19 protein-coding genes are annotated in these 22,813 nt (G+C 59.1%); 9 read left to right on the plus strand and 10 right to left on the minus strand.

Annotation, left to right across the window (positions count from 1 at the left end):
• Window positions 1-16: 16 nt before the first annotated feature.
• The 5 genes from ACOYXI_RS05235 (at window position 17) to ACOYXI_RS05255 (ending at window position 7,780) form a co-directional block, all read left to right on the plus strand.
• Window positions 17-2,206 carry an ATP-binding protein gene (locus tag ACOYXI_RS05235; RefSeq protein WP_139053980.1) on the plus strand — a complete coding sequence of 730 codons (2,190 nt, stop codon included), beginning with the start codon at window positions 17-19 and terminating at the stop codon, window positions 2,204-2,206.
• 59 nt (window positions 2,207-2,265) lie between these two features.
• On the plus strand, window positions 2,266-2,709 hold the full coding sequence (gene tspO, locus ACOYXI_RS05240) for a tryptophan-rich sensory protein TspO (RefSeq protein WP_027611782.1): 444 nt from the start codon (window positions 2,266-2,268) through the stop codon (window positions 2,707-2,709).
• Window positions 2,710-2,915: 206 nt separating this feature from the next.
• Complete coding sequence (locus ACOYXI_RS05245) at window positions 2,916-5,321, plus strand: glucose/quinate/shikimate family membrane-bound PQQ-dependent dehydrogenase (RefSeq protein ID WP_461674473.1); 2,406 nt, start codon at window positions 2,916-2,918, stop codon at window positions 5,319-5,321.
• A 105-nt stretch (window positions 5,322-5,426) separates the two neighbouring features.
• Window positions 5,427-6,713: a carbohydrate porin gene (locus ACOYXI_RS05250; protein WP_210557137.1), complete on the plus strand. Its 1,287-nt coding sequence runs from the start codon at window positions 5,427-5,429 to the stop codon at window positions 6,711-6,713.
• A gap of 164 nt (window positions 6,714-6,877) precedes the next feature.
• Window positions 6,878-7,780, plus strand: coding sequence for a bestrophin family protein (locus tag ACOYXI_RS05255; protein ID WP_135295812.1), 903 nt, complete (start codon window positions 6,878-6,880; stop codon window positions 7,778-7,780).
• A gap of 50 nt (window positions 7,781-7,830) precedes the next feature.
• On the opposite strand, the gene ACOYXI_RS05260 is transcribed toward ACOYXI_RS05255, so the two are convergent.
• Window positions 7,831-8,073, minus strand: a complete 243-nt coding sequence (locus ACOYXI_RS05260) for a hypothetical protein (RefSeq protein ID WP_103367089.1) — start codon at window positions 8,071-8,073, stop codon at window positions 7,831-7,833.
• Between the two features lie 294 nt (window positions 8,074-8,367).
• Here ACOYXI_RS05260 and ACOYXI_RS05265 point away from each other — a divergent pair, with 294 nt between their 5' ends.
• Window positions 8,368-8,637 carry a hypothetical protein gene (locus tag ACOYXI_RS05265; protein WP_461674474.1) on the plus strand — a complete coding sequence of 90 codons (270 nt, stop codon included), beginning with the start codon at window positions 8,368-8,370 and terminating at the stop codon, window positions 8,635-8,637.
• A gap of 81 nt (window positions 8,638-8,718) precedes the next feature.
• On the opposite strand, the gene ACOYXI_RS05270 is transcribed toward ACOYXI_RS05265, so the two are convergent.
• Window positions 8,719-9,390 carry a lipopolysaccharide kinase InaA family protein gene (locus tag ACOYXI_RS05270; protein ID WP_135295813.1) on the minus strand — a complete coding sequence of 224 codons (672 nt, stop codon included), beginning with the start codon at window positions 9,388-9,390 and terminating at the stop codon, window positions 8,719-8,721.
• Between the two features lie 455 nt (window positions 9,391-9,845).
• Between ACOYXI_RS05270 and ACOYXI_RS05275 the strand changes: the two genes are divergently transcribed.
• A complete protein-coding gene (locus tag ACOYXI_RS05275; RefSeq protein ID WP_210557141.1) occupies window positions 9,846-10,895 on the plus strand; it encodes a 3-oxoacyl-[acyl-carrier-protein] synthase III C-terminal domain-containing protein in 1,050 nt (349 codons plus the stop codon).
• 90 nt (window positions 10,896-10,985) lie between these two features.
• Here the strand turns inward: ACOYXI_RS05275 and ACOYXI_RS05280 are convergent, their stop codons facing one another.
• The 3 genes from ACOYXI_RS05280 to ACOYXI_RS05290 form a co-directional block, all read right to left on the minus strand.
• Complete coding sequence (locus ACOYXI_RS05280; RefSeq protein ID WP_461674475.1) at window positions 10,986-12,053, minus strand: alkene reductase; 1,068 nt, start codon at window positions 12,051-12,053, stop codon at window positions 10,986-10,988.
• Window positions 12,054-12,630: 577 nt separating this feature from the next.
• Window positions 12,631-13,014, minus strand: coding sequence for a winged helix-turn-helix transcriptional regulator (locus ACOYXI_RS05285; protein WP_027611764.1), 384 nt, complete (start codon window positions 13,012-13,014; stop codon window positions 12,631-12,633).
• Window positions 13,015-13,099: 85 nt separating this feature from the next.
• Window positions 13,100-13,576 carry a GNAT family N-acetyltransferase gene (locus ACOYXI_RS05290; protein WP_461674476.1) on the minus strand — a complete coding sequence of 159 codons (477 nt, stop codon included), beginning with the start codon at window positions 13,574-13,576 and terminating at the stop codon, window positions 13,100-13,102.
• A gap of 413 nt (window positions 13,577-13,989) precedes the next feature.
• Between ACOYXI_RS05290 and gabP the strand changes: the two genes are divergently transcribed.
• Window positions 13,990-15,390, plus strand: a complete 1,401-nt coding sequence (gene gabP / locus ACOYXI_RS05295; RefSeq protein WP_047597273.1) for a GABA permease — start codon at window positions 13,990-13,992, stop codon at window positions 15,388-15,390.
• A gap of 87 nt (window positions 15,391-15,477) precedes the next feature.
• On the plus strand, window positions 15,478-16,569 hold the full coding sequence (gene gbdR, locus ACOYXI_RS05300) for a choline metabolism transcriptional regulator GbdR (protein WP_461674477.1): 1,092 nt from the start codon (window positions 15,478-15,480) through the stop codon (window positions 16,567-16,569).
• 60 nt (window positions 16,570-16,629) lie between these two features.
• Here gbdR and ACOYXI_RS05305 read toward each other — a convergent pair whose 3' ends face one another.
• The 5 genes from ACOYXI_RS05305 to ACOYXI_RS05325 all read right to left on the minus strand — a co-directional run bounded on the left by ACOYXI_RS05305 (window position 16,630) and on the right by ACOYXI_RS05325 (window position 22,753).
• Window positions 16,630-18,489: an ABC transporter ATP-binding protein gene (locus ACOYXI_RS05305; protein ID WP_461674478.1), complete on the minus strand. Its 1,860-nt coding sequence runs from the start codon at window positions 18,487-18,489 to the stop codon at window positions 16,630-16,632.
• A 106-nt stretch (window positions 18,490-18,595) separates the two neighbouring features.
• Window positions 18,596-20,206, minus strand: coding sequence for a gamma-glutamyltransferase family protein (locus ACOYXI_RS05310; RefSeq protein WP_461674479.1), 1,611 nt, complete (start codon window positions 20,204-20,206; stop codon window positions 18,596-18,598).
• 170 nt (window positions 20,207-20,376) lie between these two features.
• The gene (locus ACOYXI_RS05315) at window positions 20,377-21,156 is read right to left on the minus strand and encodes an amino acid ABC transporter ATP-binding protein (RefSeq protein WP_461674480.1); all 780 of its coding nucleotides are present in this window, start codon (window positions 21,154-21,156) and stop codon (window positions 20,377-20,379) included.
• A 2-nt stretch (window positions 21,157-21,158) separates the two neighbouring features.
• Window positions 21,159-21,935 (minus strand): amino acid ABC transporter permease, encoded by a 777-nt coding sequence (locus ACOYXI_RS05320; protein ID WP_139053970.1) that lies wholly within the window; start codon window positions 21,933-21,935, stop codon window positions 21,159-21,161.
• Window positions 21,936-21,946: 11 nt separating this feature from the next.
• Window positions 21,947-22,753 (minus strand): ABC transporter substrate-binding protein, encoded by an 807-nt coding sequence (locus ACOYXI_RS05325; protein WP_461674481.1) that lies wholly within the window; start codon window positions 22,751-22,753, stop codon window positions 21,947-21,949.
• Between the last annotated feature and the right edge of the window lie 60 nt (window positions 22,754-22,813).

Consider the following 22,813-nt stretch of genomic DNA (forward strand, 5'->3'; position numbering starts at 1 on the left):
CAATAAAGCAGGTCACATGGATACCCTTGAACACCTTAGTCGCGAAGCGCTTGAGTCAGAGGTAAGGCGATTGCGCGCGGCGCTTCAGAGCACCCTGGTCGACACGCAGGACGTTGACCTCGATCGCGACATGGCGGCGCAACTGCAAGCCAGTCGGGATGCGCTCGCACGTAGCGAGGCACGCTTCATCACCATTCTGGAAACCATCGAATCGGCGTTCGCCATCGTCAAGGTCAAATTCGACGCTGACGATAAACCCGTCGATTACTACTTCGTCGAAGCCAACCCGGCGTTCGAACACCAGTGCGGGGTCAACCTGCGCGGCAAATGGGTGACCGAGTTCGCGCCCAATCTGGAAAGCTTCTGGTTCGAAACCTATGGCCACGTGGCCAAGACCGGAGAGCCGGCGAACTTCGAAAATTACGCCAACACCTTCGAACGCTGGTTCGACGTGCGCGCGGTACGGGTCGGCGATCCTGCCGACCGGCAGATCGCGATCCTGTTCAACGACGTCACCCAGCGGCGCGACGCCGAAGAGCGCTTGCGAGCCAGTGAAGCGCTGGCGCGGGAGAACGTCGAGCGTGTGCAACTGGCGCTTGCCGCCGGTGCGATCATCGGCACCTGGCACTGGGACCTGCTCACCGACCGCTTTGCCGTGGACGAAGCATTCGCCCGGGTGTTTGACCTCGACCCGGCGCTGGGCCGCGAAGGGCTCAGCCTCGAACAAGTCATGGTGACCGTGCATCCCGAAGACCAGGATGGCCTGACCACCGCGATCAACGAAGCCATAGGCCGTGGTGGCGCCTACTCCCACCAGTACCGTGTGCGCCGCACAGACGGCAAATATCAGTGGATCGAGGCCAACGGCCGTGTTGAGTGTGCCGATGATGGAACGCCGCTGCGCTTTCCCGGCGTGCTGATCGATGTCGAGGAACGGCGCAATGTCGAAGCGGAGCGCGACCGCGCCATCGCCGCGTTGCGCGCGCTCAACGATACGCTGGAGCAGCGCGTGTCATCGCGCACTTCAGAGCTGATGCAAGCCGAAGAGAAACTGCGTCAGTCGCAGAAAATGGAAGCCGTCGGCCAACTGACCGGGGGCCTGGCGCATGACTTCAACAATTTGCTGGCCGGCATTTCCGGCGCGCTGGAGTTGATGGGCGCGCGCATCAGCCAGGGCCGGCTGAATGAGGTCGACAAATACATGGTGACCGCCCAGGGCGCGGTCAAGCGCGCCGCCGCCCTGACCCACCGTCTGCTGGCGTTTTCCAGACGCCAGACCCTCGATCCGCGGCCGACCGATGTCAACACGCTGATGACCGGCATGACCGAGCTGATCCAGCGTACGGTCGGCCCCAGCATCGTTCTGGAAACCCGCGCCGCGCCGGGGCTCTGGCCAACGCTGGTGGATGCCAGCCAGTTGGAGAACGCCCTGCTCAACCTGTGCATCAACGCGCGCGATGCGATGCCCGATGGCGGGCGCATCACCATCGAGACGGCTAACCGTGCGCTGGACTGCGAGACGGCGCGCACCCTGGACATGCCCGAGGGCGAATACCTGTGCCTGTGCGTGACCGATACCGGCACCGGCATGACCGCCGATGTCATCGCCAAAGCCTTCGACCCGTTCTTCACCACCAAACCGCTGGGCCAGGGCACGGGGTTGGGGTTGTCGATGATCTACGGTTTCGCCAAGCAGTCCGGCGGCCAGGTGCGCGTGCATTCGCAGGTTGGCCAGGGCACTGAGATGTGCATTTATCTGCCGCGCTACCATGGCGAGCCCGTGCCGAATCAGGATCACAAGGACAACACGCCGGCAGCCTTGCCCAAGTCTGGCGAGACGATTCTGGTGGTGGACGACGAGCCTACGGTGCGCGCGCTGCTAACAGACGTGCTCGGCGATCTCGGCTACACCTTGATAGAGGCCGCTGACAGTGTGGTTGGGTTGAAGATGTTGCGCTCGGACATACACATCGACTTGCTGATCACCGACGTCGGCTTGCCGGGTGGCATGAATGGTCGGCAACTGGCCGATGCCGGCCGGGAAATCCGCCAGAATCTGAAGACCCTGTTCATTACCGGGTACGCAGAAAACGCGGTGATTGGTGCCGGTCAATTGGGCCCGGACATGCAGGTGCTGACCAAGCCGTTTGCCGTCGACACGCTGGTGGCGCGGGTCAGCGACCTGATGGCGATGAAATCCGAATGAGCGACCGTTGCGGCGCTGTAATCCCAGAGAGAGTGGCTGCGGCCAAGGAGTGAAAAATGGTGACGTTTCTGATTTTTCTGATCGCGTGCGGCGCTGCGGCGACTACCGGGGTGATTTTCAAACCCGGGCCATGGTACGAAGGGCTCAATAAACCCGGATTTACTCCACCGAATTGGGCGTTTCCGGTGGCCTGGACAATAATCTATCTATTGCTGGCCTGGGCCGGTTATCGCTTGAGTCTGATTCCTGGCAGTCAGACGGTACTGGCGCTGTGGGCCGCGCAAATTGCCCTGAACACGTTGTGGACGCCGGTGTTCTTCGGCGCGCATCAGGTGGCCGCCGCCATGGTGATTCTGCTGCTGTTGTGGCTGGTGGTCGCGGTGATGGTGTTTATGGCGTTGCGCCTGGATTTGATCACCGGGTTGATCCTGTTTCCGTATCTGGCCTGGCTGTGTGTAGCGGCGGCGTTGAATTTCTCGATTCTGCGCAATAACCGTGGTTGATGACGGCAGCTGTCATAACTCCCATTTTTTCTGACAAAAAGGCGGTTTTTCAGGCATTCAAAATATCTTTCCAGGCCCTTGAAAGCGCAGGTCCCCGCTCAGGACGGGGATTTCGCAATGAACAACAGTTCATTACTGAATTAGTGATTTAACTAGGTAGTTACCTATCTATATAATGCACGCCTCATTTCAACGGGACATTCAACGTGAAGCAGAGTCAACGCCTCTCGGGCATATCAAAATTCATTCTGGTCGGGCTGGGGGTGATCATCGCCCTGCTCGGCCTGGCACTTGCGGCTGGCGGAGTGAAGCTGGTCAGCCTGGGAGGGTCGTGGTACTTCCTCGTGGGCGGTCTGGTGATGGCCGTTTCCGGTCTGCTGATCGCTCGCTTCAAGACGGCCGGCGCCTGGCTGTTTGCAGCGTTTCTGGTGGGCACAGCGATCTGGGCAGTGAGCGATGCCGGGCTGGTGTTCTGGCCGGTGTTCTCGCGTCTGTTCATGTTCAGCGCCGTGGGTCTTGCGGTGACGCTGGTCTACCCGCTGCTCAAGCGTGCCAACGGTGGTGTTCCGGGTCGTGGCGCTTACGGCGTTGCCGCTGTCCTGGCCGTGGGACTGGCGGTGGCTGCCGGCAATATGTTCGTTGCGCACCCGACTGTCGCCGCGACCGGCACTGGTCCGGGCCTGACCCCGGTTGAGCCAGACAAGGCGCAAAAAGACTGGGCGCACTACGGTAATACCGAGGGCGGCAGCCGCTTTGCTGCGCTGGACCAGATCAACCGCAACAACGTCGACAAGCTGAAAGTAGCCTGGACCTACCACACCGGTGACGTCGCCGAGAGCGATGGCAACGGTGCCGAAGACCAGCTCACTCCGCTGCAGATCGGCAACAAAGTGTTCATCTGCACCCCGCACAACAACCTGATCGCGCTGGATGCCGACACCGGCAAAGAGCTGTGGAAGAACGCGATCAACGCTAAGTCGAAAGTCTGGCAGCGTTGCCGTGGCATGGCCTATTTCGATGCGACCAAAAGCATCGCTCAACCAAGCAATTCGAGCATCATCGAAGCCAAACCGGCGCCGGCCGCCAATTGCCAGCGCCGTCTGCTGACCAACACCATCGACGCCCGCCTGATCGCGGTCGATGCCGACACCGGCGAGTTCTGCCAGGGCTTCGGCAACAATGGCCAGGTTGATCTGAAGGCCGGTCTCGGTGACGTACCGGACAGCTACTACCAGCTCTCCTCCGCTCCGCTGATGGCCGGCACCACTGTGGTGGTCGGCGGTCGCGTAGCCGATAACGTGCAAACCGACATGCCGGGCGGCGTGATCCGTGGTTTCGACGTAATCACCGGCGCCATGCGCTGGGCCTTCGACCCGGGCAACCCGCAGGCCAAAAAGGCCCCGGCCGACGGCAGCACGTATGTGCGCAGCACGCCGAACAGCTGGGCGCCGATGTCCTACGATCCGGCAACCAACACCGTGTTCCTGCCAATGGGCAGCTCGTCCACCGACATCTATGGTGTCGAGCGCAGCAAACTCGATCACACCTACGGCGCCTCGATCCTCGCGCTGGACGCCACCACCGGTGATGAACGCTGGGTATTCCAGACCGTGCACAACGATCTCTGGGACTTCGACCTGCCGATGCAGCCGAGCCTGATCGACTTCACCAAGGACGGCAAAACCGTTCCGGCGCTGGTCATCGGCACCAAGGCCGGGCAGATCTACGTGCTCGATCGTGCCACCGGTAAACCGTTGACCGAGGTTAAAGAAGTCCCGGTCAAAGCCGCGAACATCCCGAACGAACCGTACTCGCCAACCCAGCCGAAATCGGTGGGCATGCCACAGATCGGTGCCCAGCACCTGACTGAATCGGACATGTGGGGCGCCACCCCGTACGACCAGTTGCTGTGCCGGATTGATTTCAAATCGATGCGTTACGACGGCCTGTACACCGCGCCCGGTACCGATAAATCCCTGAGCTTCCCGGGTTCCCTGGGCGGCATGAACTGGGGCAGCATCTCCACTGACCCGGTGCACGGTTTCATCTTCGTCAACGACATGCGCCTGGGTCTGTGGATTCAGATGATCCCGTCGCAGAACAAGGCTCAAGCTTCCTCCGGTGGCGAAGCGTTGAACACCGGTATGGGCGCGGTACCGCTCAAAGGCACGCCTTACGCGGTCAACAAAAACCGCTTCCTGTCGGTGGCCGGCATTCCGTGCCAGGCTCCGCCGTTCGGCACTCTGACCGCCATTGATATGAAGACCCAGAAAGTCGCGTGGCAGGTTCCGGTCGGTACCGTTGAAGACACAGGTCCCTTGGGCATCCGCATGCACCTGCCGATCAAGATCGGTCTGCCGACCCTCGGCGGCACCCTGTCGACCCAAGGTGGCCTGATTTTTATCGCCGGCACCCAGGACTTCTACCTGCGCGCCTTCAACAGCGCCAATGGCGAAGAAGTGTGGAAAGCGCGTCTGCCGGTCGGCAGTCAGGGCGGCCCGATGACCTTCGTTTCGCCGAAGACCGGCAAGCAGTACATCGTCATCACCGCCGGTGGTGCGCGTCAGTCGACCGATCGCGGCGACTACGTGATGGCTTACGCCTTGCCGTAAGCCGCAGCGCCCGTGCTGACCACGGGCGCTTTCTTTTTGCGCGCGGCACCTGAGGGTGCCGCGCCGCTTTCCGATATCGCTACAGCTTTGAGCAGGAAGATCTCCATGTTTGGTTTTACTCGTAACGGCTGGGTCAACGGCGTGCTGTTGGGCCTGACCTGCACCACCCTGCCCGCCTTCGCCGATACCGATTCGAACCTGTTGACCCGCAACACCCTGACCGGTGACTGGGGTGGCCTGCGCCACCAGATGGACGAAGACGGCATCAAGTTCACCGGCGATTACACCGGCGAAATGGCTTACAACGCCGATGGCGGCCTGCATCGCTCCGGCCGTTACTCGCAGAACATCAAGCTCGGCGCGCAGTTCGACCTGAGCAAGTTGTATGGCGTAGAGAACGCCGGCAAGGTTCAGCTGACCATCAACGACCGCCGCGGCAACAGCGCCTCCGAAGATCTGGTTGGCAACCGTCTGCCGATCCAGGAAAACTACGGCGGCCTCTACACCCGCCTGACCGAACTGAGCTATGAGCGCAGTCTGTTCACCCCGGCGCTCAACGTGAAGCTGGGTTACATGGCAATGGGCAACGACCTCGGCGGCCTCGACAGCGGCATTCTGTGCAACTTCATGAACGCCGGTTTCTGCGGCCATCCGCTGAACATGTCCGGCGGCAGCGGCTGGACCAATTACCCGAACGCACACCTGGGCGTGCGGGTGAAATACGACTTGTCGCCGTCCTGGCAACTGCGCGTGGCCGCGTTCAACGTCGATCCGGAAAGCAACGGCAACTCCAGCCGTGCCTGGCATCTGGGCCCGAAACACACCACCGGCACCGTGGTGCCGATCGAGCTGGTGTACAAGCACGCGGGCCAATTGCCTGGCGAATACAAGCTCGGTTACTACTACGACAGCTCCGACGTGAAACGCGTCGGCAGCGACAAGGAAGTCTCCGGCCGTGGCGGTCACTACCTGCTGATCGATCAGGCCGTATGGAGTTCGCCAACGTCCGAGGGCCGCAGCCTGCATGCGTTCGGCCAATACTCGGCGGCCAGCGAAGCGGCTTCGCCATTCAGCAAGTGGTACGGCACCGGTCTGGTGCTGTACAAACCGTTCGAAGGTCGCCCGCGTGACACCGTCGCTCTGGGCTACGGCCGCGCCGTGCCTAACTCGCGCAGCCGCGACGTGCAACAGGACGCTGCCATGGCCAATGGCACGCAGTTCCCGAACCTGGACAGTGGCGAGCAGTTGATCGAACTCGGCTACGGCTATCAGGCCACGCCGTGGCTGACGCTGCGCCCGAACATGCAATACATCATCGAACCGGGCGCGTTTTCCGGTCAGGACATCGACAATGCGTTGGTGTTTGGCTTGCAGGTGAAAGCTTCGCTCTGACTTCTGGCAGAACTGCAGGCAATAAAAAACCCGGCGTAATGACCGGGTTTTTTATTGCCTGAAAATTGTCGTAACCAAGAAGCTCACTCGACACCGAACCTTTACCCCCGAACCAGCGTCGGAGCTAGGGCGTTAACGCTTACCGCTCGCCACGAGGTTTCCGTTTGAAAGCAGCCATCGTCAAAAAATACCGTTTGATCATCAAGACCATGGGCTACGTGGGCTGGTCGCTGTTCTGGTTGTTGCTCTGGGACATCGCCGTCACCGTCGACTTCATGTTGTTCCTCAACGCCAAGATCAACCTGCCGCTGATGCCTCTGACTTTGCTCGGTTCAGCGCTGGTGGTGCTGATCAGTTTCCGCAACAGCAGCGCCTACAACCGTTGGTGGGAAGCGCGCACGCTGTGGGGCATGATGATCAACAGCTCGCGCAGCTTCGCCCGGCAGGTGCTGACGCTGCTGGATGATCCCGACAACGAAGTGAACCCGGTGAAGGCGACGCTGTTGCGCCGCCATGTGGCGTACGTCAATTGCCTCGCGGCGCATCTGCAGGGTCAGCCTTGCCCGGAGGAAGTCCGCGCGTTCATCCCGGCGGATGAATTCGCCCGCAGCGGCACCACCAACAACTTTGCCAACGACATCCTCACCGGTTCCGCGGCGTTGCTGGCTCGGGAATACAAGGCCGGGCGCCTGGACAGCATTCGGCTGGCACGGCTGGAATCGACGATGGTCGATCTGTCCAACAGCCAGGGCGGGATGGAACGCATTGCCAATACTCCGCTGCCCTACCCCTACGTGTATTTCCCGCGCCTGTTTATCTCGCTGTTCTGCCTGATTGTGCCGGTGGGCCTGGTGGAGTCGCTGGGTTGGTTCACCCCGCTGGCCTCGACGGTGGTGGGCTTCATGCTGCTGGCCATTGAACGCATCGGTACTGACCTGCAAAGCCCGTTTCGCCACAGCGAGCACCAGATCCAGATGGAAGCCCTGTGCGAAACCATCGAGAAAAACCTGCAGTCGATGCAGCGTGATTCGTTGGGGGATGTGCACAGGGTTGAAGAAACGGCTTGAACAACGATCTGAGGGACGCCAGGGCGTAAAGCCCTGGCGAGTCGCAGGTATTACTTCTTCTTTTTCGCCGGCTTGTCAGCCTTCTTAGCATCCTTGGCCTTTTCCGGCTTGCTATCGGCTTTTTTCGCAGACTTTTTCGGTTCGGCGTCTTTCTTCTTGTCTTTCTTGTCGGAGGATTTGGAAAGCGCCGAAGCTGCCGCTGATTTCTTTTCCGGCGAGGACTTTTTGTCTTTCAAGTCCTTGCTGGCTTTCGAAGCGTCGTCTTTTTTGCTTTTCTTCTCGTCTTTAGCCACGTTGACCACCTCTCGGAATGTGCCGGTATTGGCACCGGGCCTGTGCGAATGAACACAAGCTGATCGTTAGGCGTGAGCGTTCGGGCGGGGTTCAGATTATTTGACTCTGATCCAGCGCCCATGGCGAAGACCGGCCGTTCAACAAGTTGTCAATAGCACAGTTGTGCGACTTTTCTGGAGATAGCGCAGTGATAGGCTTTTCTGGCGTGACATTACGCGAATGCCCGATCTGTTCAGAAGGCAGGTCGGGGCCTATGTATAAGCCCGCTGTCAGCTAACTGAAAGGATTCGAACATGAAAAAGTCCATGACTACTCTGGCCATCGCGGCGACGCTCGCTCTCGCCGCAACGGTCACAAACGCTTCCGTGCATCCAACTATCATCAGTGCTCCACAGACGGTCAAGCAGGTGACCGCCTCAATTGACACGCCTTTCGCAACCCAGCGAAAGGCTGGAGAAATCCAGACGGCCAGCCTGGCCAGAAGCTGCTCTGATGAGCGCTATTCCTGGTGGGAATTCAGTGGCTGGGAAATAATCGCCTGCCTCGGAAGCGGTCAGTGGTAATTTTTCAGAGGAGGCTGGTGCGTGACTTATGTGCTGAGCACGCACCACAGCCTGTTCTAACCAATGGCTTTGCACACCTGCTTACAGGGTTCTACCACTGGCTTGCTCATAGCTCGAAAGGAAATGCCGCCACTGCGACTCATCCCAGAAAGAATGCCGTCTGAGTTGAGGAATGTCGTGACGCGCCGCACCCATTGCCGTAGCGCGACCACGAGATTTCTCCAGATCAAGCAGCGCCAGTTCGAAATCGAAGTCTGCGTCAGTAATCGACGCCTTGATAAAGATGTGTTTGGAGCGCATGCAACCGTGCTGCCATTTGCCCGAGTGCATCCGCGCCAGCATTTGCGCCAAACGTTCAAGAAGTCGCAGATGTTGCTCTGTGGTCAACAGGCTTGCAGCGCCCTGGCTATACCAGGTATCCAGATCGATGAAGCCGCCCAGGTCTTTGGTAACCAAGACACCCTGCCATACGCCGTCGACTTTTCTCGCGCCATAAAATACCGGTCTTGGCGCATTCACGCCCAGCTCTTCGAGTCTTGAAAGGGCAACGCCTTCACGCAATGCGGTCGGTCGGCCAGTGGGGTAACGGAGACTGCGGAACAAATGGCCGGTCTGGCGCTTTACAAAAAACGTCTTGTCACCTTGAACAATCAGCTGGACACCGCTGGTGCCGCTGCGGCGCACATTCGGCGGTTCCACCCACGACCCGGAAGTACCCCACCAGAAATCAAACTCATCGCGTGCCCTGCCCATTGTGTGCTCCATTTATTGTAGAAATCGTTTCGTGCGACGTTTGCATGAAGGTCGCAACAGCAGCTCAGTCTGTTGGTGGACGTTAATAGTTCCCTCGGTTTTCGAGGATTTTAGGGCCAGCTTGGGGCTTTTACGCAACCACGTGACGAAAATTGGCTATTGAGGGGTGTTTATCCCTTCAGGTGTGTCCTTTTCGCCGATAGCCGACGACATCAAACACAGATGCCAACCGCGTCGCGAGGGTCCGCCCGACTGTTTTTTCGATTAACTTGAAAGCCGTTAAATTGACCCAGGTCATGATTCAATTCGATTGAGGCAAATAACGAGCAACGTCCTTGATCCGCGTTTTCTTTGTGCTAAAAGTATTGCCGCCAGTGGCTCCTTACAGGGATGAGTAAGGGTTTGCTCATCCGCAGCCATTGCCCACGGATGCATACTTTCAACAAGGAAGTCATATGAAAATAGTTGGTCTGTCCGGGATTCTCCCGTCACGCATTATCAGCAATCAAGACGTTATAAACCTGGTCGAGGAACACTCTAAAGATACGTTCCAGGAAGACTTGCCAAAAACCTTGAAGACCATCAGCAAGTTGCTTGAAAAAAGCGGCAGCGGCACGCGCCACTGGCTGGGCGCCGATGAAACGCCGATGCAACTGATGGAGACTGCATTCAACTCGGCGCTCGCTCAGGCCAACATCGACAAGGCCGACCTGGATCTGTTGATCTATCCGAACGTCACGCGAGGCTTCATCGAGCCGGCCAACAGTACGTTCATTGCCAAGGCGCTGGGCCTGAGCTGCAGAAACTTTGATGTGGTGGACGCCTGCAACGGCTGGGTGACCGCCATGGATGTCATCAACAGCAAAATGCAGGCCGGCGAGATTCGCTACGCGGCGATCGTCAATATGGAATTTGGCATGTCTGCTGGCGGGCCGGTCATGCCCAAGAACTTCTCTTTGCAGTCGTCGGCGGAACTGGCTTACAAGTTTCCGAGTTTTACCATTGGCGAAGCCGTCACGGTCACCATCCTCAGTCATGAGGCCCCCGGCAACTTCAAGTTCTCGTACATCAACCGGCCGGACTTGAGCGACTTGTCGACCATTTCCCTGCCGGACTGGAAACTGTTCTGCAATGAGGAGGATATTCCCCGTATTGCACCGACCGGCGGGCAATATCAATTCAACTCCTACGCGGCAGCCTTGCATGAAGATGGTCGTAATGAAGCGATCAAAGTCTTCAATCTGCAAAACATCTCTGCAGCAGATGTTCATAAAGTGTTTATTCATACCGGTTCGCCAAAGATGTGGGAGCACATTGGGCAACTGATCGGTATTGATCACAAGCTGCACCATGTCGGGCATAAAACCGGCAACATCATTACCGCGTCCATCCCCTACGGCATCTTCGATGCGATGAGTCGGGGCGAAGCCGAGAAAGACCAGTTTTGCATGGGTTGGGCAGGCAGTGGCGGGATGGTCTTCTCTGCGTTGTCATTTACTCTGTAAGGCCGAAGCAACTTGCCGTCGTGAGGCGGCAAGTTGCTCGTCCATGATCAAACTGTTGGTCGGTACCAAACGAAAATCGCGCTTCGATCTCTAGGCCAGCGGCGGGTAGTCGGTATAGCCCTCTTGCGAACCACTGTAAAAAGTAGAGGCATCCGCAGTAGCCAGCGGCGCATCAAGGAAGAAGCGTTCCGGCAGATCAGGGTTGCTGATGAACAGTGTGCCAAATGTGACGGCATCGGCCAGGCCGGTTTGCAGGGCCTGTTCCGCAGACTTCCGATCATAACCAACATTTAACACGAAAATTCCTGAGAACCGCTGGCGAGCCCCGGGCGCCAAGGGTTTCGCGCCTTCCGGCAGAGTCCCGGGTTCCATGAAATGCAGAATTCCAACGTTTCTCTTTTCCAGCGCTTCTACCGCGTACATGTAGGTCTGCTCGAGATTGGAGTCGCCCATGTCATTGTACGGAATGCGCGGCGACAGCCTGACCGAGATACGGGCCGGTCCGAAGACTCTGATCGCGGCGTCCGTGGCTTCAAGCAAGAACCTCGCCCGCTTCTCAATGGTACCGCCGTACTCGTCGGTGCGTTTGTTTGAGCCGTCTTCCAGAAACTGCGCGGGCAGATAACCATTGGCACCGTGTATCTCTACACCATCAAAGCCCGCATCTTTCGCGGCCTGTGCAGCTTTTTCGTAGTCCGCAATGGTGGACTTGATTTCATCAATGGTCAGTTCGCGTGGGGTCACCGAGGGTTTGATGCCTTCGGGCGTGAACGCTTGGCTATTGAAGGGGACTGACGATGGCGCGACCGGGAGTTCTCCACCATGAAAATCAGGATGAGATGCTCTACCGGTGTGCCAAAGCTGGGCGAAAATGAGGCCGCCGGCTTCATGAACTGCCTGAGTTACCTTCTTCCAGCCCGCAATCTGTTCAGGCGTATAGATCCCTGGGGTATTCGTCCAGCCGACGGCCTGGGCGCTGATCTGGGTGCCTTCGGTAAAAATAAGGCCCGCCGAGGCACGCTGTGCGTAATAGGTCGCAGTCAATTCGTTGGCCACCTGATCCTTGGATCGACCTCTTGTCATCGGCGCCATGAACACCCGATTTCTGAAAGTGAGTTCTTCGTTGTTCAAGGGGGTTAGAAGCTTAAAATTTCCCATACTTTCCTCAGAATAAATTTTATTGAATGTCCGCCCGTGCCTAACGATTTCTCAAGTGCGGCTCGACCAAAGAAATGCTTCTGTCGGATGCTCGATTGGCTGGCTGCAAGCCGCCGGCAAGAGTGGCGAACGAAGGGTCCGGTTCGGACCGCTTCCCTCAAATGAGGACAGTCGAAAAGGTATCAATAATAAACCTGGCGTCAATTAGGCACCGTTCGTACACCTGGTAGGTCTGAGGATACCTACCGTCAGGAAATGGTCGGCGGCGTATGGGCTGGCGAGCCGTATACAGTGGCCTCGCGCGCAAGAGCAGGACGCTCCGCGTTCATGATCGAACGGCCTGAGCAATCGATGTGAAGGTTCGGTTGAAGCAGGTATCGAGATTGATTGCCCGCGCATGAAAGGCAAAAACCAGCGCACTGCCAACAACAAAAAGTGTTAGCAGAGTTTCATGCTTACCAGATCGCACTGGTTCGATTGAGATCTTCGGTGTTTTTCAAGCCATCGGATGACAAGTCCCGAAGCGCAGCATGGGCGGCCGACAACGCGTTCAAGTAATCCAGTGAAGCAACCTTCCCTACGTACTTGTCGGTCCGATTGCAGCGGCGTCGAACTTCTGCCGGGCAGCATCAACCTCCGGCAACTTGGCGAGCGTCCATTCATGCAGTGCTCGAAAAGGTTGTTGCAGCGTGCGGCCCAGCGGCGTGATTTGGTACTGCACCGCGACTGGCGAAAGCGAAATCACCTCGCGCGATACCAGGCCGTTGCGCTCCAGCCGGCGCAGACATTGCGTGAGCGCTTTTTGGGTAACGCCTTGCAGGCGACGACGGATCGCGTTGAAGCGTTGCGGACCGTCATCAAGCACGGCTAATACCATCATCGACCATTTATCAGCGATCTGCTCGAATAAAGCTCGGCTAGGGCAGTCGGACGAGAAGCACAGCGGTTCGAGTTCAAGCATGGCGGTTTCCTTCTGTATACCCAGGCGCTCTAAGGCGCGAGATTGACGCCAAGTTTACTGGATATACCGAGCCTGAGAACGCTTTCTACCGTTGTTTCGCCGGAACACTCTGACGCACATAATAATTGTCGACTTCACTGCTTTCGGTGAATTGGAAGCCATGGCGGGTATAAAAGCGATTCGAAGCACTTTCTTTGAGAGCGCCAACTTTAACAGGGAGCGCAGCCGCATCCGCCTCTTTGAAAATCTGAGTGAGAACAGCAGCCCCTACACCTGATCCTTGCGCGCTCGGTCTCACATACAAGTGGTCGAGCAAGAGTTCATTGTGGTGATGCTTGACCACTACAAAACCAACCCTCTCTCCAGATACCTCGATATAGCGTGTGTTGCGAGCGTCAAAACCGCCAAGAAACCGCTCTCGCGCACGCACCGGATCAAATCGCCCGACACGCTCCAGACTTTCGCGCATGGCCTCAATTCGAATGGCTACAAGATTTTCCACGTCGCTTGGTTGAGCCGGGACCAAAATGACTGGGAAATTTTGATTAGGTGCGACGGGCATAGGGTGTGCTCTATTTACCATCCTGGAAGGCCAGTATAGAGAGCCTGACTTGTGGGGCCCAGTTTGGCTTCACCGTCGAATTCAGGCCCCCCTCTCAAAAACGAACATGACTTGGTCAATCTGGGTTTTGATTGCCAGAGCCTTGCGTGACCGACAGGTCTCCAATACGACCTCATGGTATTCACATGTCGATATCAGACACGATCATGGCGCAATCAGGCTATTGAATCGGCAGCAAGGCCGGCTAAGGTGCCGTGTCTTCCTATCAAAACAATCCCGGTCAGATCATGGGGTTGATAAGAACTGCGGCGGTTGGACGGGCTTCTTTCGGGAGTTTCAGCAGGCAACGATGGTGCTCGGTCGTGTGCCCGGTCAATTGCTTAAATGTCGATCAGCAGAGAATAAAAATACCGATGATCAGCCCGAACTCCATGGATTCGAGTAGCCAATTGGCGCAGGGCTTCAAGCCTCGTCACGTCACAATGTTGTCCATCGCCGGGATTATCGGCGCCGGTTTGTTCGTCGGTTCAGGACACGCGATTGCCGCAGCAGGGCCGGCGGTGCTGCTCGCCTATCTGTTTTCAGGTCTGCTTGTCGTGCTGGTCATGCGCATGCTCGGCGAGATGGCGGTGGCCAATCCGGACACCGGTTCGTTCTCCACCTACGCCGACCAGGCCATCGGCCGCTGGGCCGGTTTTACCATCGGTTGGCTGTACTGGTGGTTCTGGGTGTTGGTGATTCCCATCGAAGCACTGGCGGCCGGGCATGTGCTGCACCAATGGTTTCCGCAGGTCGATGCCTGGCTGTTCGCGTTGGGATCGATCATTGCGTTGGTGGTGACCAACCTGTTCAGCGTGTCCAAGTATGGTGAATTCGAGTTCTGGTTCGCCATGGCCAAGGTTGTGGCGATCATCGGCTTCATCGGGGTCGGTTTTGCCGTGTTGATGGGCTGGGTGCCCGACCGCGAAGTCAGCGGGTTGAGCGGCCTGATGGCCGAGCACGGCGGGTTTGCGCCCAACGGCTTGTCGGCGGTGGTCGGCGCTTTCATCACGATCATGTTCAGCTTCATCGGCACTGAAGCGGTGACCATCGCGGCCGCCGAATCGAATAACCCGGCGCAGAACATCGCCAAGGCCACCCGCTCGGTGATCTGGCGCATCGGCGTGTTCTACCTGCTGTCGATCTTCGTGGTCATCTCCGTGGTGCCCTGGAATGATCCGTTGCTGGCCTCGGTGGGCTCGTATCAGCGCGCCCTGGAAATCATGAACATTCCAAACGCCAAGTTCATGGTCGACGTTGTCGTGCTGATCGCCGTGGCCAGTTGCATGAACTCCTCGATCTACATTGCCTCGCGCATGCTGTACTCGCTGGGCCGTCGCGGCGATGCACCGAAAGCGCTGAAGGCCACTTCCGCGGCCGGTGTGCCACGCGCCGCCGTGATCGCCAGCACCGTGCTGGGTGCGTCGATCACCGTGTGGAGCTACTTCATGCCCGCCGGGCTGTTCGAGTTCCTGCTGGCCAGTTCCGGGGCGATTGCCCTTCTGGTGTACCTGGCGATTGCGGTGTCGCAGCTGCGCATGCGGCGGATATTGCAACAGCGCAAGGTCGAGCTGACCTTCCGCATGTGGCTGTTCCCGTGGCTGACGTGGCTGGTGATCGGCTTCATCTGCGCGGCGCTGGCGGTCATGATGATCACCCCGCAGCACCGCACCGAAGTCACCACCACCATTGGCCTGGCGCTGGCAATCTCCTTTATCGGCCTGATGACTTCGCGTCACCCTGCCCCGGCGGCACGCGCAACCTCGGTGGGCTAGGCGTTCACGCCGAAGCCGATATTCCCTTGGCGAAGACCAAGGGAATGACCGACGCCTGCATCTCAGACCGATTCCTGTGAGGACACGATGTCATCGACCCCCTCCGTGGCCGACGGTACGACCCAATCCGTCGAGTTTCTGCTGTTGGATAAATTCACCCTCATGTCGCTGGCATCCGCCGTCGAACCACTGCGCATGGCCAATCAATTGTCGGGGCGAACGCTGTATCGCTGGCATACCTTCAGCGCCAATGGTGCGGCTGTTTGGGCCAGCGACGGGGTCCCGATCACGCCGGATGCCTCGTGGAGCAACCCCAGCGTGGCGGACACGGTGATTGTTTGTGGCGGGGTCGGCATCCAGAGCGTGATCACCCGTGAGCACACATCCTGGTTGCAAGCCCTGGCCCGGCAATCCAGACGTTTGGGCGGTGTGTGCACCGGTAGCTGGGCACTCGCCAAAGCCGGATTGCTCGATGGCTATGAGTGCAGCGTGCATTGGGAATTTCTGGCGGCCATGCAGGAAGCTTTCCCACGCGTCAACGTCAGCACCAGCCTCTTCACCCTCGACCGCAACCGCTTTACCAGTTCCGGAGGAACAGCACCGCTGGACATGATGCTGCACCTGATCGCCCGCGATCATGGTCGTGAATTGTCCGCCGCCATCTCGGAGATGTTTGTTTACGAGCGCATCCGCAACGAGCAGGACCATCAACGCGTACCGCTCAAGCATGTGGTCGGTACGCATCAGCCCAAGCTGCAAGAAGTCGTTGCGTTGATGGAGGCCAATCTTGAGGAACCGATCGAGCTGGACAACCTTGCCGAATACGTCGATCTGTCACGCCGACAGCTGGAGCGGTTGTTTCAGAAATACCTGCAATGCACGCCGTCACGCTACTACTTGAGGTTGCGGCTGATTCGCGCGCGACAACTGCTCAAGCAAACCTCCCTGTCGATCGTGGAACTGGCGTATGTCTGCGGATTTGCCTCCACACCGCATTTCTCAAAATGCTATCGCGAGCACTTTGGGGTGCCGCCGAGCGACGAGCGCTCAGGTTCTGCAATGAGTCGTAAACGGGCAACGCCGCCGTCATCGATCAACACACTGACAACGCTCGATCAGGCGAGAAACGAATCGACGTTTGCCAGTGTTCGGATGATGGCGAGTGTCGATCTGGCTTGAATGAACCGAGGCAAATCGGCCGGGAACACCCAAGATGCCCCGGCCATGTGCCCTGCCCGTTTACGCCTGATCCAAGGCCTCCACCACGCCTTTGTCTTCTCCAAGAAACCCGCCGCTCTGATGCGCCCACAGCCGCGCATACACGCCGTTCTTCTCCAGCAACTCCGAATGGGTGCCCTGCTCGATGATGCGCCCGTCATCCATGACAATCAGCCGATCCATCGCCGCGATCGTCGACAGTCGATGCGCGATCGCGATCACGGTCTTGCCCTGCATCATGTCATCGAGGCTTTCCTGAATCGCCACTTCGACTTCCGAGTCCAGCGCGCTGGTGGCTTCGTCCAGCAGCAGGATCGGCGCGTTCTTCAGCATCACCCGGGCGATCGCCACCCGTTGCCGCTGGCCGCCCGACAGCTTGATCCCGCGTTCACCTACCAGAGTGTCGTAGCCGGTATGGCCCTGACGGTCGCTGAGTTGGCTGATGAACTCGTCAGCCTGCGCATTGGCAGCGGCGCGGCGGATCTGTGCGTCTGTAGCATCGGGCCGGCCGTAGGCGATGTTGTCGCGAATCGAGCGGTGCAGCAGCGAAGTGTCCTGGGTGACCATACCAATCGCGCTGCGCAGGCTGTCCTGGGTCACGTGCGCAATGTTCTGGCCATCGATACGAATCTCGCCGCTGTCGACGTCATAGAAGCGCAGCAGCAAATTGATCAGCGTCGATTTGCCCGCACCGGAGCGCCCTACCAGACCGATTTTCTCACCCGGCCGAATGCTCAGGCTCAGGCCATCGAGCACCTGACGCTCGCCACCGTAGTTGAACTTGACCTTGTCGAACGTCACCGCGCCGCCAGAAGTGACCAGCACGCCGGCATCCGGCGCGTCTTGCACTTTGGTGCCTTGGGTCAGCGTCGCCATGCCGTCCTGAACGGTGCCGATGCTTTCGAACAGCGAGGTCATTTGCCACATGATCCAGTTCGACATGCCATTGATCCGCAACGCCATGGCGGTAATCGCCGCCACCGCACCGGCGCCGACGTCGCCCTGGTGCCACAGCCACAGCGCATAGCCGCCGGCGGACATGATCAATGCCACCACCAAGGCCTGATTGACGATCTCGAACAGACTGACCAGACGCATCTGGCGAAAACCGGTCTGCTTGAAATCTTCCATCGCCGCCCGCGCAAAGTGCGCTTCGCGGTTGGAGTGGGAAAACAGCTTCACGGTGGTGATGTTGGTGTACGCGTCGGCGATACGCCCGGTCATCATCGACCGCGCATTGGCCTGCTCCTGGCCGACCTTGCCCAGGCGCGGCACGAAGTACCACATGGCCAGACCGAACAGCACGACCCAAGCAAGGAACGGCAGCATCAGCTTCAGCGCAAAGCCGCCGGCCAGGGCAATGATCGCGATGAAGTACACGCCAATCCCCGGCAAGATCTCGATCATGGTGAACAGCACGTCGCGTACAGCGAGCGCCGTCTGCATCACCTTGGTCGTGACCCGGCCGGAGAACTCGTCGGAGAAAAACGAAAGGCTCTGCCGCAGCATCAGCCGATGGAAATCCCAGCGCAGGCGCAGCGGCAGGTTAATCGCCAGAATCTGGTGCTGGACCATGGTGCGCAACGCCACCAGCCCGACACTGAGCACCATGACAATGCCCATGCCCCACAACACAAGGCTCTCCTGCACCGCCGCTTCGCCGCCGGCCTGCCACGTCGAGAGCAGATCGACGACCTGGCCGAGGAAGGAAAACAGCCAGGCTTCATAGATCGACACAGCAGCGCTGAGCAACGCCAATGCCAGAATGTAGCCGCGAGCCCCCCGCGTGCAGGCCCAGAGAAATTTAGCCAGACCGTTGGGTGGCGGTGGCACCTCGTCAGGCGGGAAAGGGTCGAGTCTTCGTTCAAACACACGAAGCATGATGTTCTCCTGAACGTTCAAGTCAGGGAGATTCTGCCACCGATTGGATCCCGGGAGGTCTTTGTGAAAAAGTGTGTGCTCCCGACCTGACGAGTGCCTGCCGTCCCTACCAGACTGCGATATGCGAATCCGCCCGCGGCTCAGTCCCGCCACACAGTACGCCCGTCACTGGATCACGCAGAATGATTTGTCCGCGTCCGTAATCCGTCAGGTCACTGGCGATCTGCACCTCATGCCCGCGACGCGCCAACGCGTTGGCCAGATCCCTTGAAGCACCCTGCTCGATGCCCACCTTCATCCCACCCAGCCACTGCCAACGCGGCGCGTCCAGTGCCGACTGCGGGTTCAAGCCGAAATCCACCAGGTTCATCACCATCTGCACATGCCCCTGCGGCTGCATGTAGCCGCCCATCACACCGAACGGGCCCAACGCCTGACCGTCTTTGGTGAGGAAACCGGGAATGATCGTGTGAAAGGTCTTTTTCCCCGGCGCCAACGCGTTGGCATGCTCGGCATCCAGGCTGAATTCCTGGCCACGGTTCTGCAGGGCGATGCCGCTGTCCGGCAGCACCGCGCCTGAGCCGAAACCGTGGTAATTGCTCTGAATGAACGACACCATATTGCCCTGCCCGTCCGCCGTGGCCAGGTACACCGTGCCGCTGGCGTGGGGATCGCCCGGCTTCGGCGGCTGGGCCTGTTCGCCGATCTGAGCGCGGCGGCGGGCGCTGTACTCGTCGCTCAACAGATCGGCGACGGCCACGCGCATGTGCAGCGGATCGGTGATGTAGTGCAGGCCATCGCTGTAGGCCAGCTTCATCGCCTCCAGTTGCCGGTGCCAGGTCTGCTGGCTGTCACGGTGATCGAAGTTGAAGCCTTCAAGAATCTTCAGCGCCATCAGCGCCACCAGACCTTGCCCGCTCGGTGGGATTTCCCAGACATCCACGCCCCGGTAATTGACGTGAATCGGCTCGACCCATTGCGCGCGGTAATGCTCCAGATCCGTGGCGCGCAGATAGCCGCCGGTAGCTCGTGAATGCGCATCCAGGCGTTGCGCCAGTGCGCCGCGATACAAACTCTCGCAACGAGTGCTGGCCAACTCCTCAAGGGTTCGCGCCTGCGCCGGGTTACGGAAAATCTCTCCGGCCTTGGGCGCGCGACCGTCAATCAAAAACGTATCGAACCAGGCCTGCAGCACCTCATCGCGATGGGGACTGAACTCATCCAGCGCGATCTGCCATTGATGGGCAACCACCGGCGACAGCGGAAAACCGTCTCTGGCCAGACTGATCGCCGGTTGCAGTAAATCGGCGAACGGCAACACGCCAAAGCGTTGCGACAGCTCGGCCCAGGCCGATGGGCAACCGGGCACCGTCACTGGCGTCCAGCCATACAGCGGCATCTGTTCAAGGCCGGTCGCCTTGACCGCTTCGATACTTAGCGACGCCGGGGCATGGCCGTTGGCATTGAGGCCATGCAACTGATCCTTGAACCAGACCAGCGCAAACGCATCACCGCCCAGGCCGCAGCCCGTAGGCTCGACCACGGTCAGTGCCGCCGCCGTGGCGATGGCCGCGTCGATTGCATTTCCACCCTTCTGCAGCATCTCGATGCCGGCCTGCGCGGCGAGTGGCTGAGACGCCGCGACCATGCCACGACGGGCAAACACGCTTTGGCGTTGCGACGGATAGGGATATTCGTGAGCAGAAAATTTCAACATGGCAGAGGCTCTTCAAATCAGCAATTCATTGGCCGGACTTGATCCGGTTCCATTCGCGGGTGATCAGGCGCTGGATGTTTTCCGGCAGTCTTCTCGAAGATCTGCAACATGTCGGGGCTGCGGCTCCGCGTACAAGCTCGATAAACGCATCGTCGAAATCCTTGTGAAGTTCACAGCACGCGGCTGAGAAAGGCCTGGGTACGGGGATGGGTGGGCCGGCTGAAAATCTGCTCCGGCGGGCCTTGTTCGATCAGTTCGCCCTGATCGAGCACCACCACCCGGTCAGCCACTTCGCGGGCAAAACCCATTTCATGGGTGACCACGACCATGGTCATGCCCTCCTCGGCCAGCTCCTTCATCACCTGCAGAACCTCGCCGACAGTTTCCGGGTCGAGGGCACTGGTGGGTTCGTCGAACAGCATCGCCTGGGGCTTCATCGCCAGTGCTCGCGCGATTGCCACCCGTTGCTGCTGGCCGCCGGAAAGCATCGAGGGGTAATGCCCGTCCTTGTCCGCCAGACCGACTCGTTTGAGCAACGCGTGCGCCTGCTCCAGCGCAGCCTGGCGTGGCACACCCAACACCTGAATCGGTGCTTCGATGATGTTTTCCAGCGCGGTCATGTGCGGGAACAGGTTGAAGCGCTGGAACACCATGCCGATGTCACGGCGCTGGCGAGCGATGTTGCGTTCCGAGTCGCGCACCAGACTGCCGTCCGCCCGGGTGCGATAACCCATGGGCTTGCCGTTGACCCGGATCTCTCCGCCCTGAATGTCTTCAAGCAGATTGATGCAGCGAATAAACGTGGTTTTGCCCGAGCCCGAGGCGCCGATCAGCACCACCACTTCACCGCGTCGCACTTGCAGCGAGATGCCCTTGAGAATCTGCAGGTCACCGAAGGCCTTGTGAATGTTTAGCGCCTCGATGATCAGCTCGTCACTTTGCTGCGCCATGATTAACGTCCCCTCAGCAGTTTCAAAGTGCTGCGACCGAACATCCGGCTGGAGGCCGGCGGTGGCGCAGAAGGTCGGTCGGACTGGCCGAAACGGTTCTCCAGCCAGCGCTGAAAGAAGCCCCACAGCGTGGTGAGCAACAGGAAATAGATCGCCACCACCAAGTACAACTCGAACACCCGAAAGGTCGCCGAGGTGACCATCTGCGTGCTGAGCAACAGCTCTTGCACGCCGATCACGCTGACCAGCGTGGTGTTTTTCAGCATCACGTTGAACTCGTTGCCCAGCGGCGGCACGATCACCCGGAACGCTTGCGGCAGCACGATGCGACGCATCAGTTTGGCGAAGGTCATGCCCAGTGAACGGCCGGCCTCGTACTGGCCCTTGTCCACGGCGCCGATCCCGGCGCGGATGATCTCGGCCATGTACGCACCTTCGTTGAGGCCCAGAGCAATGATCGCCGCCTGAATGTTGCCGGGGATCACCAGCCCGAACAGCTCAATGTCTTCGAAGCGAAAAATCCCGCCCGCCGCCAGCGCGGTGTAGAGGAAAACGATCTGCACCAGCAACGGTGTGCCGCGCATCAGCCACACATAAAAACGCACCGGCAGATGCAGTAAAGGGTTCTTCGACAAGCGCAGCAGCGCGGCGGCCAGCCCCAGCACACAGCCCAGCAACATCGCCAGCAAACTGATCAGGCACGTCAGCCAGAGGCCGGTGAGGTACACGCCGCTGGGCTGCAACAGGTACTGCCAGAACACATCCCAATTGAAGTTCATCAACGCTTACCTCAATCGAGTGTGTCGCTGGAGACGTGCCACTTGTTCAAGAGCTGGTTGTAGCTGCCATCGCTGCGCATGTCGGTGATGATTTGCTGCACGGCGGCGCTCAGTTGCGCATCATCCTTGCGAATGCCCAGACCGGTGAGGATCCGGCTGAAGGCTGGCACGCCTTCCTCGAACAGGTCCGGCGCCATCGCCGCGTAATAGCCGGCGGTTTCTACGGTGGTGCCGTAAGCGTCGACCTGATTGATGCGCAGGGCCTGGAAGGCATCGGTATCGGTGTTGTAGACCACCAGTTTCATCGGCGGCTTGCCGGTCTTGCTCAGGCTTTCATTCTCGGTGTCGAGCAGGGTCTTGATGGTCGAACCGTTGAGCACCGCGATCTTGTGCCCGCTGAGATCCGCAAGGGTTTTCAGCGCCTTCGGATTGCCCTTGGGCACCACCACCGCCTGACTGGAATACATGTAATTGACGATGTCGATTACCTCGCGGCGCTCAGGCTTGTCGAACAACTGATCGACGATCATGTCGCACTGTTTGGCGAGCAGGGCCGGGAGCAATCCGGAGAATGGAATCACCCGCCAATCGACCTTCTTGTCGCCCAGACGCTTGGCGATTTCCAGGCCCAGATCGACGGTCAGCCCTTTGGGCTTTTGCGCTTCATCGAAGGACACCAGTGGCGGCGAATCCATGCCCGAGCAATAGGTCAGCTTGTCGACCTTGAGCAGACGCTCCGGCACCGTGGGTGCGGCAAGCGCCCACTGAGTACAGAGCCCGAGGGATATTGCAGCCAGTAACAGGCGAGACGTATGCATGACCAGACACTCCAGTTCGGTTAGTAACGGGGCAGTACTCAAAGTCAAAACATCGGCGGA

This window comes from Pseudomonas sp. G3-19 (assembly GCF_054855875.1).

Bases quoted from the DNA above. Each gene is read 5' to 3' on its own strand.
- ACOYXI_RS05235 (WP_139053980.1), top strand. From the start codon at position 17: ATGGATACCCTTGAACACCTTAGTCGCGAAGCGCTTGAGTCAGAGGTA.
- ACOYXI_RS05250 (WP_210557137.1), top strand. From the start codon at position 5,427: ATGTTTGGTTTTACTCGTAACGGCTGGGTCAACGGCGTGCTGTTGGGC.
- ACOYXI_RS05265 (WP_461674474.1), top strand. From the start codon at position 8,368: ATGAAAAAGTCCATGACTACTCTGGCCATCGCGGCGACGCTCGCTCTC.
- ACOYXI_RS05270 (WP_135295813.1), bottom strand. From the start codon at position 9,390: ATGGGCAGGGCACGCGATGAGTTTGATTTCTGGTGGGGTACTTCCGGG.
- ACOYXI_RS05275 (WP_210557141.1), top strand. From the start codon at position 9,846: ATGAAAATAGTTGGTCTGTCCGGGATTCTCCCGTCACGCATTATCAGC.
- ACOYXI_RS05280 (WP_461674475.1), bottom strand. From the start codon at position 12,053: ATGGGAAATTTTAAGCTTCTAACCCCCTTGAACAACGAAGAACTCACT.
- ACOYXI_RS05285 (WP_027611764.1), bottom strand. From the start codon at position 13,014: ATGCTTGAACTCGAACCGCTGTGCTTCTCGTCCGACTGCCCTAGCCGA.
- ACOYXI_RS05290 (WP_461674476.1), bottom strand. From the start codon at position 13,576: ATGCCCGTCGCACCTAATCAAAATTTCCCAGTCATTTTGGTCCCGGCT.
- gabP (WP_047597273.1), top strand. From the start codon at position 13,990: ATGATCAGCCCGAACTCCATGGATTCGAGTAGCCAATTGGCGCAGGGC.
- gbdR (WP_461674477.1), top strand. From the start codon at position 15,478: ATGTCATCGACCCCCTCCGTGGCCGACGGTACGACCCAATCCGTCGAG.
- ACOYXI_RS05305 (WP_461674478.1), bottom strand. From the start codon at position 18,489: ATGCTTCGTGTGTTTGAACGAAGACTCGACCCTTTCCCGCCTGACGAG.
- ACOYXI_RS05310 (WP_461674479.1), bottom strand. From the start codon at position 20,206: ATGTTGAAATTTTCTGCTCACGAATATCCCTATCCGTCGCAACGCCAA.
- ACOYXI_RS05315 (WP_461674480.1), bottom strand. From the start codon at position 21,156: ATGGCGCAGCAAAGTGACGAGCTGATCATCGAGGCGCTAAACATTCAC.
- ACOYXI_RS05320 (WP_139053970.1), bottom strand. From the start codon at position 21,935: ATGAACTTCAATTGGGATGTGTTCTGGCAGTACCTGTTGCAGCCCAGC.
- ACOYXI_RS05325 (WP_461674481.1), bottom strand. From the start codon at position 22,753: ATGCATACGTCTCGCCTGTTACTGGCTGCAATATCCCTCGGGCTCTGT.